The 15495-nt window shown below is 62.4% G+C and carries 11 protein-coding genes; all 11 read left to right on the top strand.

Annotated features, from left to right (window positions below):
• Window position 1: 1 nt before the first annotated feature.
• Window positions 2–952 carry a SphA family protein gene (locus tag AC3IX1_RS12910; RefSeq protein ID WP_489388485.1) on the top strand — a complete coding sequence of 317 codons (951 nt, stop codon included), beginning with the start codon at window positions 2–4 and terminating at the stop codon, window positions 950–952.
• A gap of 8 nt (window positions 953–960) precedes the next feature.
• Complete coding sequence (locus AC3IX1_RS12905) at window positions 961–1941, top strand: AAA family ATPase (RefSeq protein WP_056727548.1); 981 nt, start codon at window positions 961–963, stop codon at window positions 1939–1941.
• Window positions 1941–2885, top strand: coding sequence for a DUF58 domain-containing protein (locus AC3IX1_RS12900; protein ID WP_489388484.1), 945 nt, complete (start codon window positions 1941–1943; stop codon window positions 2883–2885). Before AC3IX1_RS12905 ends, AC3IX1_RS12900 begins: the two co-directional genes overlap by 1 nt.
• The gene (locus AC3IX1_RS12895; protein ID WP_489388483.1) at window positions 2882–3475 is read left to right on the top strand and encodes a DUF4381 domain-containing protein; all 594 of its coding nucleotides are present in this window, start codon (window positions 2882–2884) and stop codon (window positions 3473–3475) included. Before AC3IX1_RS12900 ends, AC3IX1_RS12895 begins: the two co-directional genes overlap by 4 nt.
• Window positions 3462–4454 (top strand): vWA domain-containing protein, encoded by a 993-nt coding sequence (locus AC3IX1_RS12890; protein ID WP_489388482.1) that lies wholly within the window; start codon window positions 3462–3464, stop codon window positions 4452–4454. Before AC3IX1_RS12895 ends, AC3IX1_RS12890 begins: the two co-directional genes overlap by 14 nt.
• Window position 4455: 1 nt before the next feature.
• Complete coding sequence (locus tag AC3IX1_RS12885) at window positions 4456–6036, top strand: VWA domain-containing protein (RefSeq protein WP_489388481.1); 1581 nt, start codon at window positions 4456–4458, stop codon at window positions 6034–6036.
• Complete coding sequence (locus AC3IX1_RS12880) at window positions 6033–7478, top strand: BatD family protein (RefSeq protein ID WP_489388480.1); 1446 nt, start codon at window positions 6033–6035, stop codon at window positions 7476–7478. The genes AC3IX1_RS12885 and AC3IX1_RS12880 overlap by 4 nt, the downstream gene beginning before the upstream one ends.
• Window positions 7475–8503, top strand: a complete 1029-nt coding sequence (locus AC3IX1_RS12875) for an HAD family hydrolase (RefSeq protein WP_489388479.1) — start codon at window positions 7475–7477, stop codon at window positions 8501–8503. Before AC3IX1_RS12880 ends, AC3IX1_RS12875 begins: the two co-directional genes overlap by 4 nt.
• A 73-nt stretch (window positions 8504–8576) precedes the next feature.
• Window positions 8577–10157: an arylsulfatase gene (locus tag AC3IX1_RS12870; RefSeq protein ID WP_489388478.1), complete on the top strand. Its 1581-nt coding sequence runs from the start codon at window positions 8577–8579 to the stop codon at window positions 10155–10157.
• A 183-nt stretch (window positions 10158–10340) separates the two neighbouring features.
• On the top strand, window positions 10341–12854 hold the full coding sequence (locus AC3IX1_RS12865; RefSeq protein WP_489388477.1) for a fused MFS/spermidine synthase: 2514 nt from the start codon (window positions 10341–10343) through the stop codon (window positions 12852–12854).
• A 225-nt stretch (window positions 12855–13079) separates the two neighbouring features.
• Entirely contained in the window at window positions 13080–15440 is a 2361-nt protein-coding gene (locus tag AC3IX1_RS12860) for a tetratricopeptide repeat protein (protein WP_489388476.1), read from the top strand.
• Window positions 15441–15495 lie beyond the last annotated feature (55 nt).

The raw sequence follows: 15495 nt of genomic DNA, 5'->3' as shown, positions 1-15495 counted from the left end.
CATGATCAGGCCTTTCGTAGTGCGCCCCCTGTTGTTGGCGCTGTGCATGGTCAGCGGCAGCCCGTTGGTACTGGCGGCCGAGGGTGGTGTCGGACGCCCCATCACCGGGCAACAAGTGTTTTCCAACGCGGGGATCGTGCCCCCGGAACCGGGTTGGGTCATGTCCCTGACCAGCATCTGGTACGACGGCGACCTCAAGGGCAACGACCAGGTGCCGATCGTGGGTGCCCTGAGTACCGGGCTGGACATGAAAGTGTCTTACACCATGGCCAACTTCACCCATGTCTGGGACACCGGCAAGGGTCGCTGGAATTACGCCTCGGCCATCGGCGTACCGGTGCAGTACACCGACATCACCGCGAGCATCACCGGCCCTCGCGGCAGAACCCTGGGCACCTCGGACACCGGCACCCAGTTCGCCGACATGCTGGTGACGCCGATTGCCGCCGGCTATCACTTCGACGAACTCAACCACATCTCGTTCTCGCTGCCGATCTACGTGCCCACCGGTGCCTACAACGATGATCGCCTGGCCAACCCCGGGCAGAACAACTACACCTTCATGCCGACCGTGGCGTTCACTCATCTGGACGGCAAAGGCGGCGAATTCACGCTGTCGAGCGGCCTGGAGTTCTACACCGAGAACGACGCCACCAATTATCGCAACGGCGATATCTACACCCTCGATGCGCTGTGGACCCACGGCTTTGGCAACGGTTGGAACGCCGGTATCGCCGCGGGTTACATCCAGCAGATCACCGATGACTCGGGGTCCGGCGCCGACAGCGGTTTCCGCGGGCGCTCCGTGGGCGCCGGCCCGACAGTGGGCTGGACTGGCAAGTTCGCCGACGCCCAGGCCAACTTCAATGCGCGCTGGGTGCCGGAGTTCGACACCAAGAACCGCCCTGAAGGCAATGGCATCAGCGTCAACATGACCCTGGCGTTTTTCTAGGAGACTCCATGAGCGCACTCAACGACCTCAACGCCCTGCAAGCCAGCATCGCCGAAGCGGTGCTCGGCCAGGACCAGGTGATCCGGCAGATGCTCGTCGGCTTGCTGGCCAACGGGCATTTGCTCCTCGAAAGCTTGCCCGGCCTGGCCAAGACCCGCACGGTCAAGTCACTGGCCAGACACCTGGACGCGAAGATGAGCCGCATCCAGTTCACCCCGGACTTGCTGCCGTCGGACATCACCGGCGCCGAGGTGCTGCATCAGGTCGAGGGTAAAAACGAGATCCGCTTCCAGCCAGGCCCGCTGTTCGGCAACCTGATCCTCGCCGACGAAATCAACCGTGCGCCGGCCAAGGTCCAGGCGGCGTTGCTCGAAGCCATGGAAGAACGCCAGATCACCGTGGCCGGCAACAGCCATGCGCTGCCGGACCTGTTCATCGTGGTCGCCACCCAGAACCCGATCGAACAGGAAGGCACGTATCCGCTGCCGGAAGCGCAGATGGACCGCTTCCTGATGAAAGTGCTGCTCGATTACCCGAGCGCGGAAAACGAAAGCCAGGTGCTGCGCTTGCTGCGCGAAGAAGAACAGGCCCTCGGCGCCAAGACCGCTGCCGTGCAGGGCTTCTCCCTGTCTCAGGACGTGGTGTTCGCCGCGCGCCGTGAAGTCAGCGCGGTGCACGTCTCCCCGGCCATCGACCGCTACCTGATCGACCTGATCAACGCCACTCGCCACCCGGCCGATTACGACGCCGACCTCGGGCGCTGGATCAGCATCGGCGCCAGCCCCCGCGGCGGTATTGGCCTGGACCGTTGCGCCCGGGCCGACGCCTGGTTGCAGGGCCAGGATTTCGTGTCGCCGGACAACGTCCGTGCCGTGGTGCACCCAGTGCTGCGTCATCGTCTGCAACTGAGCTACGACGCGGTGGCCGATGGCGTGAGCGCCGATCAGGTGCTCGACCGCCTGCTCGATAAAGTGGCGATTCCAGCCTGATGTCCATGAACAGTGCCGACGGCCTGGTGTATGTCTCTCTGGCGCAGTTGATGGCCCTGGAGTTCAAGGCCCGTGACCTGAGTTTTCTGGCGCGTCAGCCCCAGGGCAGCATCCTGGCCGGCAACCACGCTTCGCGTTTGCGTGGCCGGGGCCTGAACTTCGATGAACTGCGCCGCTATCAGCCGGGGGACGATTTGCGTCACCTCGACTGGCGCGCGTCCCTGCGCACCGGCAAACCGGTGGTACGGACATTCACCGAAGAGCGCGACCGCCCGGCACTGATCCTCGTAGACCAGCGCATGTCGATGTTCTTCGGCTCGCAACGCAGCTTCAAATCCACTGTCGCCGCCGAGCTCGGCGCCCTGGCGGCGTGGATGGTGTTCAACGCCGGCGACCGCGTCGGTGGACTGGTCTTCAACGATCAACGCATCGACAGCATCGCCCCGCTGCGCAGCCGCAAACGGATCGAAGCGCTGTGCAGCCGCATCGCCCAGCAGAACCAGGCACTCAATGCCGCCAACCCGGACGCCGAAGGCGAAGACCAGCTTGACAAGGTCCTGCAGCACTGCCTGGCTGTGGCCGGTCACGATCACCTGATCTGCATCGTCAGCGACTTCGCCGGGGCCGGCGAACGCACCTTGCAACTGATGCGGCAGCTGGCGGCCCATAACGATGTGATTGCCATGCAGGTCTACGACCCGCTGGCGCTGAACCTGCCGAAAAACGGCCGGGTGCTGGTTACCCAGGGGCAATTGCAGGTGGAGCTGGCGGTGGATCGGCAACAAGTGCACCAGCCGCTCGGGGACTTTCTCAGCGGCCGCCTCAAGGACGTCGCTACCCTGCTGCGCCGCAGCCAGGTGCCGTTGATGATGTTCAGCACCGCTACAGAAGCTCACGAACAACTGCGTGCCGAACTGGGCAAGTTTGCCGGAGGGCGCCGATGAACCCCGCCATCCCGAGCATCGACCAACTCAAGGAAATGGCACTGCCGGCGCCGGTCAGTTATGCGCCGCAAACCTGGGGTTGGTGGGCGTTGCTGGCGCTGCTGATCGTTACGCTGGTGGTGATCGGCGCGCGGCGCTACTTACAATGGCGGCGTGATCGCTATCGGCGCGAGGCGTTGGTGCGCCTGGAGGAACTGCAGCAGCGCAGCAATGATCTGAGTGCGTTGCGCGAGCTTCCGGAGTTGCTCAAACGCGTGGCCCTTTCAATGCCCTCCGGTTGGAACACAAAACCTGTGGGAGCGGGCTTGCTCGCGAAGGCGTCCTGTCAGTCGACATCAATATTGAATGCAATGGCCTCTTCGCGAGCAAGCCCGCTCCCACAGGGATCTCCTGCGGCGTTGGGGAAAGAGGACTGGCAGGCGTTTTTGCAGCGGCAAATTAAACAACCCTTGCCTACTGACCTCAGCCAACAACTCTCGCTGCTGGCCTACGCCTCCGACGCAACATTGCAGGCCATGCCCACTGAACACCGCCAACAACTGTTCAGCACCTGCAAAACCTGGGTGGAGCGACATCATGTGGCAGCTTGATTACCCCTGGCTGCTGATCCTGCTGCCGCTGCCGTGGTTCGGCTATCGCTACCTGCCCGATTACCGCGAGGCGCGCAGCGCCGTGCGTGTACCGTTTTTCGCGGCAATGAGCCGTGCTATCGGCCAGGCACCGAGCCAGGCCGGCACCCGCAGCAACCGCTGGCAATTGCTCCTGAGCCTGCTGGTCTGGACGCTGTTGCTGGTGGCGGCGAGCCGGCCGGTGTTGGTGGAAAAACCCATCGAGCGCCAGCAGCCGGTGCGCGACCTGATGTTGGCCATCGACATTTCCCAGTCGATGGAAACCACCGACTTCACCGACGCCAACGGCCAGAAAATCAATCGCCTGGCCGCAGTCAAGGAAGTGGTGCACGGGTTCATCGACAAACGTAAAGACGATCGAATCGGACTGATCGTGTTCGGCACCGGCGCTTATCCGCAGGCGCCGTTGACCCTCGACCACGCCAGCCTGTCACTGCTGCTGGATGACACCGGCATCGGCATGGCCGGTCCCAACACGGCCATCGGCGACGCCATCGGCCTGAGCCTCAAACTGCTGGACCAGGCCCACGAGCAGGAAAAAGTGCTGATCCTGCTCACCGACGGCAACGACACCAGCAGCGCCATCACCCCGGATCACGCTGCCTCCATGGCTGCGGCCAAAGGCGTGGTGATTCACACCATCGGCATCGGCGACCCGAATGCCGAGGGCGAAGCCAAGGTCAACCTGCAAGGCTTGCAGGACATTGCCCAAGCCACGGGCGGACGCTTCTTCCGCGCCGAAGACCGTAACGCCCTGGATCAGGTCTACAGCACCCTCGACAAACTGACTCCGCATCAGGTGAAAACCCTCAGCCATCAGCCCAAACGCGATCTGTTCTGGTGGCCGCTGGGCGCGGCCATCGCCCTGCTCGCGCTTTATCACCTGGGCGCCCTGCTGCTTCCACGGCTGATGCTCGCCCGTCAACGGCAGGAGGCCTGACATGGACATCAACCTCAGCGACTTCCATTTCTTGCGCCCTCTGTGGCTGTTGCTCGCGCTGTTCGGTGCGTTGCTGCCATTGCTGTGGCGGCGCAACCAGGACCTGCAACGGCGCTTGCGCAGCAACATCGCCGCGCACCTGCTGCCGCATCTGCTGATCACCCCACAAGACCGGCAACGCCTGCGTCCGGTGCATCTGGTGTCTGCGCTGCTGGTACTGGGCGCCATCGCCGCCGCCGGACCGACCTGGGAACAGGATCGGCCGGATTTTCTGGAAAACCGTGCGCCGCTGATCATCGCCGTCGACCTGTCGCCGTCCATGGACGCCAGCGATGTTCCTCCAAGTCGCCTGGAAGCGGTCAAGCACAAGCTCCACGACTTGATCCAGCGCCGCGCCGGTTCGCGTAATGCCTTGATTGCCTACGCCGGCAGCGCGCACCTGGTGTTGCCCGCCACCGACGACCCGGTGCTGCTCGATACGTTCATTCAGGCCCTGAGCACCGACCTGATCAACAAACCGGGGAAAAATGTCAGCGCGGTCATCAATCAGGCCAAGCGCCTGCTCGCCGCCGAGAAAACACCCGGCACCCTGCTGCTGATCACCGATGGCGCCGACACCTCGGCACTGGCCGGGCTGGACAAGCAACTGGCGGACAGTGCGCTGCAAGTGCTGATACTGGCGGCTGGCAGCAGCGACGGCGGGATCATCCGCGATGCCAGCGGCCAGCCACGCACCGACAGCAACGGTCGCCCACAAATGGGCAGTTTCGATCAGGACGCCCTCAAGCAGCTGGCCTCAACGATTGATGCCCCCCTGGGTAGCCTGACCCTCAACGATGACGATCTGGACTGGATCGAACTGCACGCCGAGCAGCACTTCCAGGCAGCCAGTGACGAACAGCGCGAACTGCACTGGAAAGACGCCGGTTACTGGCTGTGCTGGCCGCTGTTGCTGATCGCCTTCTTCAGCGTACGCAGGGGCTGGAGCCTGAACTGGATGGCCGCACTACTGCTGGCGGTGGGCCTGGGCCTGCAACCGGCGCCGGCACAGGCCAACGCGCTGACCGATGCCTTTTTCACCCGCGACCAACAAGGTCGCTGGGCCTTCGAGCATAAACACTACCCTCAGGCGGCGGCACTGTTTGTCGATTCGTACTGGAAAGGCGTTGCCGCCTACAACGCGGCCGATTTCGACCTGGCACTGGCCAGCTTCGCGCGCCTCAACACACCGCAGGCGTATTTCTACCTGGGCAATATCTACGTGCGCCGGTTCAAGTTCGATCAGGCCATCGCGGCCTATACCCAGGCACTGAAGTTGCAACCGCAGTTCCCGGAAGCGACGGCCAACCTGGCCCTGGCCATCGCCTTGCAGAAAGACACCGAAAGCGCGGAAGAAAACACGCCGGAGGTCAAGCCCGACGAAATCAAAATGGACAAGGCACCGGGCAAAGGCCAAAGCAAAAAGGTGGAGACCCAGCAAGCGGCATCGGATGAGCAGTGGCTGCAGAACCTGACCACTTCACCGGCAAAATTCCTCAAGCAGAAGTTCAGCCTGCAGGATCAGGCGGGGGCTAAACCATGATCAGCCTTCAAGACCGAGTCGCCGCCATCGCGGGCAAGCCCGCTCCCACAGGGGCTTTGTATCGCACACAAATTGTGGGAATCACTTCAATCAACTGTGGGAGCGGGCTTGCCCGCGATGGCGTCAGATCAGTCGCCGCAGCAATTGGCACCGTACTCCTATGCCTGACGAGCCTCGCAGCTTGGGGCAATGAACCGCAACTGCGGGTCAGCGCCAGCCTGCAACCCGCCGACCCCGTCATGGTCGGCAGCCTGGTCGAGTTGCAACTCGATGTCTTCACCGACACCTGGTTCACCAGCGCCCCCACCCTGCCCGACCTGAAACTGCCCGGCGCATTGGTGATGCCACCGGACGGCCATGCCCAGCACATCAACCAGACCTTCGACGGTCAATCCTTCAGCGGCATGCGCTACAGCTACCTGATCACCCCGAACCTGGCCCAGGGCTTCGACATTCCGGCACTGACGGTACAAGCCACACCGGGTCAGGCCAGCCACGAACTCAGCGCCCAAAGCCAGCCTTTGCATTTCAACGCCGCGCAACCTCCGGGGTTCCAGCCTGGTGAGGCGGTGCTGGTGGCCCAAGGGCTGCGGTTTACCCAGAAGACCTTCAATTCGGCCACGCCATTGAAGGTCGGCGACAGCATCACCCGGGAACTGACCTTGCAGGCGGACGGTGCCCTGGCGATGTCATTGCCAACGCCAGCACTGGGCGACGTCAGTGGCCTGAGTCGCTATCCGAAAGCCCCGCAGGTCGGCAATCTGTCAGACGGGCGTGGTGGCTTTACCGGTGGTCAGCGCATCGACAGCGTGACTTATCGAATCGACACCGAAGGCCACTACACCCTGCCATCGATCGAACTGAAATGGTGGGATACCCGCAGCCAGAAAACCAGCTCCGTCACGGTGCCTGCCGTGACCTTCGAGGCGACAGCCAATGGCGCCTACAAGCCGGTTTTTTCGATCACCGAGGACCTGAAAAAACTCGGCCAGCAGAATCGCCTGCACCTTTCCGGGCACTGGCTTGGATTATTGGCACTGGTGTTGGCGGTGGTGACGCTCGGTTGGTTTGCCCGCCCGCTGGCTCATCGCATCTACCTCAACTGGCAAGCCCGACGCCGCGCCGGACACGCTGCCTGGCTCGAGTCCGCCGACTACGCGTGGCGGCAGATCCCGGCACAAATCGAGGGTAAACCGGCGCAACTCAGCGCCCTGTACCTGTGGACCCGGCGCAGCCGTCACGGCCTGAAACTGACCAATCTCGGCCCGCGCCTGCAAACCTTCCTGCGGGCCTGTTATGGCCGCGAACCGGACAAAGAGCAGGCGCTACGCCAAATCGGAGAATCCTTGTCTACGCTGCATAGTCAGGCCGGACACAACAGAGAATCAGTCGTCTCTGCGCTTCATCCGCTCAACCCCGTTCACGAGAAGGATTTCCCATGACAAATTCGATATCGCTGCGCCATCATCGCGCACTCAGTTTCCTGCTGACCCTGGCCTTGAGCCTGCCGCTGCTGGTGCAGGCCGCCGAGCCGCTGCCCTCGTGGAACGACGGGCCGTCGAAAAAGCAGATCATCGAATTCGTGCAGACAGTCACCGATCAAAGCAGCAAGGACTTCGTCAAGCCCGAGGACCGCATTGCCGTGTTCGATAACGACGGCACCTTGTGGAGCGAGCAGCCGATGTACTTCGAGTTGCTGTTCGCCCTGGAAGAAGTCAAGCGCACCGCATCGCAGCATCCGGAATGGAAAACCACCCAGCCGTTCCAGGCGGTGCTGGAAAACGATCACAAGGCCCTGGCTGCCAGTGGCCTTGAGGGCATGATGAAAATTTTCGGTGCCACCCACACCGGGATGACCACCGAAGCCTTCGATGACTACGCCAAGACCTGGCTGACCCAGGCCCGCCATCCGAAAACCGGCAAGCCGTACACCGAGATGATCTTCCAGCCGATGCTGGAAATGCTCGACTATCTGCGCGGCAAGGACTTCAAGACCTACATCGTCTCCGGCGGCGACACCGGGTTCATGCGCGCCTTCGCCGAGAAGGTCTACGGCGTTCCACCCGAGCAGGTCATCGGCACCACATTCGTCACAACCTTTGACTACAAGGATGGCAAGGCGTCGATCCTGCGCACGCCGAAACTCGCGCACAACGACGATGGCCCGGGCAAACCGGTCAGCATCGACGCGGTGATCGGTCGTCGGCCAATCCTCGCCTTCGGCAACTCCGACGGCGACCTGCAAATGCTCCAGTGGACCGCCGCCGGTCCCGGAAAACGCTTCATGGGCCTGGTGCATCACACCGACGCCAAACGCGAATGGGCTTACGACCGCCAATCGCAGATCGGCCGCCTGGACAAGGCCCTGGATGAAGCAAACAAACGTGGCTGGACGGTTGTCGACATGGCGTCCGAATGGCGTCGGATCTACCCGTTCGATGCCGCCACACCTGAGCAAGTGCAATAAAAAGACGTAACGCAGGACTGCAGTAAACGTTTGTCGCTGCACGCGACGCAAGTGAGCATAAGGAGCCAGTCAGATGACTCGCATACGTAAGTGGATACCGAAACTCGCCCTTGTGGCGACTACGGTCATGGCGTTTTCGGCAACCGCCGGGGCCGCTGAAAAACCCAACATTCTGGTGATCTTCGGCGACGATATCGGCCAGACCAACATCAGCGCCTACTCCATGGGTGTGGTCGGCTACAAGACTCCGAACATCGACCGCATCGCCAAAGAAGGCATGATGTTCACCGACTACTATGCGGAGAACAGCTGCACGGCCGGACGGTCATCGTTTATCACTGGCCAGACACCATTGCGCACCGGTTTGTCGAAAGTCGGCATCCCGGGTGCTCCGGTGGGTTTGCAAAAGCGTGATATCACCATTGCCCAGGCACTCAAGTCCCAGGGCTATGCCACCGGTCAGTTCGGCAAGAACCACTTGGGCGACAAGGATGAATACCTGCCGACCAACCACGGTTTCGACGAGTTCTTCGGCAACCTGTACCACCTCAACGCCGAAGAAGAGCCTGAGCGCCCGTACTGGCCCAAGGACGACGCTGCCTTCGTCAAGGCCAACACCCCGCGTGGCGTGATCCACAGCTTCGCCGACGGCAAGATCGAAGACACCGGCCCGCTGAACACCAAGCGCATGGAAACCATCGACGACGAAACCACCGCCGCCGCGCAGGCGTTCATCGAGAAACAGGCCAAGGCGGACAAACCGTTCTTCGTCTGGATGAACACCACCCGCATGCACTTGTTCACCCACGTGCGCGAGTCGATGAAGGGCCAGAGCGGCATGCCCGGCAACGATTACGCCGATGGCATGATCGAGCACGACGGCGACGTCGGCAAACTGCTGAAAACCCTCGATGACCTGAAAATCACCGACAACACCATCGTCGTCTACACCACCGACAACGGCCCGAACCAGTTCTCCTGGCCGGACGCGGCGACCACGCCGTTCCGTAACGAGAAGAACTCCAACTGGGAAGGCGCCTATCGCGTTCCGGCGATTGTGCGCTGGCCGGGCAAGATCAAGCCGGGTGAGGTCTCCAACGAGATGTTCTCCGGTCTGGACTGGTTCCCGACGCTGCTGGCCGCTGCCGGCGAAACCGATGTGAAGAACAAGTTGCTCAAAGGCTGGGCACCTACCTCCGGCGGCACCAACTTCAAGGTGCACCTGGACGGTTACAACCAGCTGCCGTACCTGACAGGCCAACAACCGAAAGGCGATCGTAAGGAGTTCTACTACTTCAACGACGACGGCGTGCTGGTATCCATGCGCTTCGACAACTGGAAAGCAGTGTTCTGCGAACAACGTGCGCCAGGCGGTTTCAAGGTCTGGAGCGAACCGTTCGTTTGCTTGCGCGTGCCGAAGATCTTCAACCTGCGGATGGACCCCTATGAACGTGCCGACGTGGTTTCCGATCAGTATTACGATTGGCAAACCAAGAACGTCTACCTGGCTGCGGTTGCCGTGGGCAAGTCGGCGGTATTCCTGCAAACCTTCATCGACTATCCACCTAGCCAGAAACCGGCCAGCTTCAGCATCGACCAGATCCGTGCTGCGGTAGACGCCAAAATCGCGGAAAAAATGAAAGCTGCACAGTAAGACCGCTGGACCGCCGCTCGCCCTCACCGGCGAGCGGACTTATTTTCGATCTGGGACCGCATCGACTTCATTCGCGAGCAGGCTCGCTCCCACAGGGGCTGCATTCCAAATGTGGGAGCGAGCCTGCTCGCGAAGGGCCGGTGCGGTCACAGGCTATTTCGAATTGGAACAAGGCAATCCGCAATGACCTCACGTGTCGCCAGCAAGTCGTCGGCCATACCTGCCTCCCATGTCGCCTCCCCGGCGCTGTTGATCCCCGCCCTGTTGCTGTTTGTCTCCGGCGCCGCCGCGCTGGTGTACCAGGTGCTGTGGATCAAGCAGCTGTCGTTGGTGGTGGGTGTCGAGGTCTATGCCATCACCACCGGCATCAGCGCGTTCTTTGCCGGGCTGGCCCTGGGTGGTTTGCTGTTCGGGCGTTGGGCGGACCGGATGCAACAACCGGTGCTGTTGTACGCCGGGCTGGAAGTGCTGGTGGCCGTGCTCGGTGTCGCTGCGACCTTCGCCATGAGCCTGGCGGCCAGCCCGTTTGCCTGGCTGGAAGCACACGTGGGTTTGCTGGCCTGGGTGCTGCCGTTCGCGCTGGTGGGCATTCCCGCGCTGTTGATGGGCGGCACCCTGCCGGTGCTGGTTCGCTCCCTGGCCACCGACCCGCAACAGCTGGGCAAGGCCGGCGGGCAACTGTATGCGGCGAACACCGCCGGGGCCATCGTCGGCACCCTGCTCGCCGCGTTTTTGTTGATTGCTACCCTCGGTGTGCGCGGCAGCGCGCTGGCCGCCTCCATGCTCAACCTGCTGGCCGCTGCCGGTGCCTTGTGGTTCCAGCGCCAGCGCGTGGCACCCGTCGATGCCCCGGTGAAACATCACACTGAAAAAGCCCCCGACCGCCTGGCCCTGTGGCTGTACTCCATTGCCGGTGGTGTGGCCCTGGGCTACGAAGTGGTGTGGTCGCAATCGATCGTGCAATTCATGAGCACCCGCACCTACGCCTTTGCCGTGGTGCTGGCGACTTACCTCACCGGGTTGTTCCTGGGCAGCATCCTGCTGGCCCGTCGGGTCGATCGCCTGCGCGATCCCTGGGGGGTGTTCGGTTTGCTGATTGCCGCGGCCGGCGCGATTGCCTTGCTGGAAGTGGCCTTGCTCGGACGCTGGCTGGTGCTCGCCCAGACCCTGGCCGAATCCTGGGTATTGTCATTGGGCGGCAGTGAACTGGCGGGCATGAGCACGCGCTTTGCCGTGGCCGCCTTGAGCATCGTGTTTGTACCGACCCTGTTGCTGGGGGCTGCGTTCCCCTTGGCCCTGCGCTTGAGCGTCGGCGGCGAACAGGTGGGGCGCAATGTCGGCGAAGTCGTCGCGTTCAATACCCTCGGCGGGATTGTCGGCGTGATGCTCTGCGGTTTTGTCCTGATCCCGATGTTGGGCCTGGTACGGACTCTGGGCCTGCTGGCGATGATCGCCGCCGGTATCGCCTGCTTCGCCGTGCGCAAGGGCCATGGCGTGAAGAAAGGCCGACGCCAGGCGGTGGTTGCTATCGGCCTGGTGTCCCTGGCACTCGCCGTGTTCACGCCGGTCAACAAGCTCGCCAGCCTGCTGCCGGGTGCGCGCAATGGCACGCTGACGTTCTACGAAGAAGGACGTGGCGGAACCGTCGCCGTGGTCTCCCAAGGCAAGGGCGAAAGAGCGTTCCAGCGCTTGTACATTCAGGGTGTGTCCAACACCGGCGACGCCATGCCATCCCTGCGCTACATGCGGATTCAGGCGCTGCTGCCACTGTTGATCCACAACGGTGAGCCGCGCTCGGCGCTGGTAATCGGTTTCGGTACCGGCATCACCGCCGGCGCCCTGACCCGCTACCCCGGCCTGGAACATCGCGTGGTCGCCGAACTGCTGCCCTCGGTGGTCAAGGCGGCGCCGTTGTTCAAGGGCAACTTCAATGCCGGGTCCGATCCGGGGGTCGACGTACGCTTGCGTGACGGTCGCCAGGAACTGCTGCGCAATCCGCAGCGCTACGACCTGATCACCCTCGAACCGCCACCGCCCTCCGCTGCCGGCGTGGTCAACCTGTATTCCCGGGACTTCTACCAACTGGCCGCCAGCCGTTTGCACAAACAAGGCCTGGTGGCCCAATGGCTACCGCTGCCGACGCAGAACATCGACGACTCGCGCTCACTGGTGCGCAGCTTCCTCGACGTGTTCCCGTACGCGACCCTGTGGACCAGCGAATTCCACGAGATGCTGCTGGTGGGCTCGATGGAGCCGATTGAACTGGACGCGGCGAAGATCAACGCGCGCTTCCAGCAGGACAGCGTTCGCAGCTCCTTGCAGGATGTCGGCGTCGGTTCGGCCGCGGCGTTGCTCGCCACCTGGGTGACTGACCGTGCGGGGCTTGAGCGCTTCGCTGGCGATGCGCAACCGGTGACGGACGACCAGCCGAAGATCGAATACGCGCCCTGGGTTCGCTCGAAAGAGATCAGCCGCGTATTGCCGGCCCTGCTCGACTTGCACCAGCCGCCAGCGGTGTTGAACGCCGACGCCGGGTTCATTGAGCGCATGAACACCCAGCAACAACGCCTGATGCAGTTCTATCGGGCGAGCCTGCATGCCTACGACGGAAACCGTGACGCCTGGGCCAGGGATATGCGCGAGGTGATGCGTGGGGATTCCGGGAATCCGTATTTCCGGTGGTTTGTCGGGGAGTGATGCGGCACCTGACAGATCGCCATCGCGAGCAAGCTCGCTCCCACAAGGTGTTGTGTCGTACTCAATTGCTGTGAACAACACCAAACCCTGTGGGAGCGGGCTTGCCCGCGAAGGGGCCATCAGCCTCGAAACAATGTCATTTGACACACGCCGACCATCCGGCAAAGCTGCATCAAGCGTCATCGCGCGCCGCAAGGCAAACGCACCTGGACCATGGAAGTCGTAATGCCGAAACATAAAAATAAAGCTGCAAGCCCAAACCCTGATTCGCAACCGACCCTGATCAACCGTTATCTCTTCCCCGTCACCATCGGCATCCTGCTGTTGGCCGTAGCCGGTATCGGCTGGTTTTTGATGAGCGGCACACCGACGCCGCTCAAGCCAGCGCCTGTCAGCACACCCGCCGTTCAACCAGCCAAACCGCAACCGGTGGTTGTCGCACCGGCGAAGATGGTCGACGAACAACAATGCCAGGGCTGCCACGGCGAGCAGGTCAAGGACTGGCAAGGCTCCCATCACCAGTTGGCGATGCAGGCAGCCAATGCCGACACCCTGCTCGGCGACTTCAACAACGTCACCTTCAAGGCCGAAAAAGAGACCACGGTGTTCTCGCGCAAAGGCGACGAATTCTGGGTCAACACCCCCGGCGTCGACGGCAAGAATGCCGACTTCAAGGTGGCCTATGCCTTTGGCATAGCTCCCTTGCAGCAATACCTGATCGAGGTCGGCGAAGGCCGCCTCCAGGCCCTCGCCGTGGCCTGGGATACCGAGAAGCACCGCTGGTTTCACCTCTATCCGGGCCAGGGCGTGAACTTCAAGAACCCGCTGCACTGGAGCAAGCCGAGCCAGAACGCCAACTTCATGTGCGTCGAGTGCCACACCACCGGTTACAAGCGCAATTTCGATGCCGCGAAAAACACCTTCGACAGCAATTGGAACAGCCTCGGCGTCGGCTGCCAGGCCTGCCATGGCCCGGCATCCAATCACCTGGAATGGACCGCGAAGAAAACCGACCTGATCCATGCCGGGTTTGCCGTCGATCTCAAGGACAAGAACGCCACCGTCGAAATCGAAACCTGCGCCCGCTGCCACTCGCGCCGCGCGCCGCTGGACGATGGCTACACGGTCGGCAAACGGCTGATGGACGACTACCTGCCGAGCGTCCTGACCCGCGAGTTGTACGCGCTGGACGGCAAAATCAAGGACGAAGTGTTCGAACACGGCTCCTTCGCCCAGAGCAAAATGTTCGACAAGGGCGTGCGTTGCAGCAACTGCCACAACCCCCACAGCACTCAGCTGAAGGCGCCAGGCAATGGCGTGTGCCTGCAATGTCACAACACCGCCGGCAAAACCACTGTGGAAGGTGTCGACGGCAAGGGCCTGCAAGCGAAAAACTACGATTCCATCGAACACACTCGCCACACCATGGGCCAGCCGGGTTCGCAGTGCGTGGATTGTCACATGCCCGGCAAGTTCTATATGGGCAACGACTTCCGGCATGACCACAGCTTCAGCATTCCCAACCCCGAGCGGGCGAAAAAACTGGGGACGCCGGACGCCTGCCTGACCTGCCACCAAGGCAAGGCCGGTGAGAAGGTCACCGAGCAGTTCAAGCTGTGGAACACCGCCAATGCCAGTGCGGTACAAGCCCCTCGTTACGACGAAAGCCTGTGGCTGATCCGCAATGGTCAACCGGGCGCGGCGCAGGCGTTGTTCGAGCAACTGCAACGCAGCAATCTGCCGGCGATCCAGCGCGCGACGCTGCTCGGCGAACTGTCGCTGTATCCGAGCGAACAAGCGTTGAAACTGGCCACCAAGGACCTGAACAACCCGGCGCCGCAAGTACGTGAGAGCGCCATACGCGCGCTCAGCGCATTCCTGCCACCGCCGGAACGCGCACCACTGCTGACACCCTTGTTGAATGACCCTGTCAGAGCCGTGCGTATCGCCGCCGCCCGGGATTTGCTCAGTGTGGCGCGCAACGGCCTGGGCACGGCTCAAGACAGCTGGAATGCCGCCATCGCCGAATACGAGACGGTACAGAAGAATCTGCTCGAACGTGCCGAAGCGAACCTCAACCTGGCGATGCTGTATCAGGCCAGCGGTCGCAATGCTGAAGTCGAAGGCTTCCTGCGCGCAGCCCTGCAGCGCGATCCGGACTTCTTCCCGGCGCTGGTGACCCTGGTGCAATGGCTGGAGGCCAACGGTCGCAGCCAGGAAGGCCATGCCCTGCTGGCGCAAAGCCTCAAGGACCACCCTGACTCAGGCCTGCTGCAACACACCCAGGGCCTGGCGCTGATTCGTGCGGGCAAGGCCGTTCAAGCCATGCCGTACCTGCTCAAAGCAGCGCAACTGGAACCGCAGAGTGGACAGTTTGGCTATGTGCTGGCGGTGGCCCTGCATGACAGCGGCAAGGTTGACCAGGCGTGCGCAGAGCTGGAACGGCTGTTGAAATCACAACCGGCCAACCGCAATGCACGGCTGTCGTTGATCCAGTACTACCTGGACAACGGGCAGGAGCCCAAGGCACAAGTGCTGTTGCAGGGCTGGAAGAAAATGAACATGGGGGATCCGGCGTTGAAATGATCGGGGGGCTGACTCAAAGGCCTCTCGCGAGCAAGCCTCGCTCCTGCGAATTCGA

The organism is Pseudomonas sp. KH_046_2, from assembly GCF_057838985.1.
The sequence above is the reverse complement of the archived record's forward strand: the minus strand, read 5'-3'. Positions and strand labels throughout refer to the sequence as shown.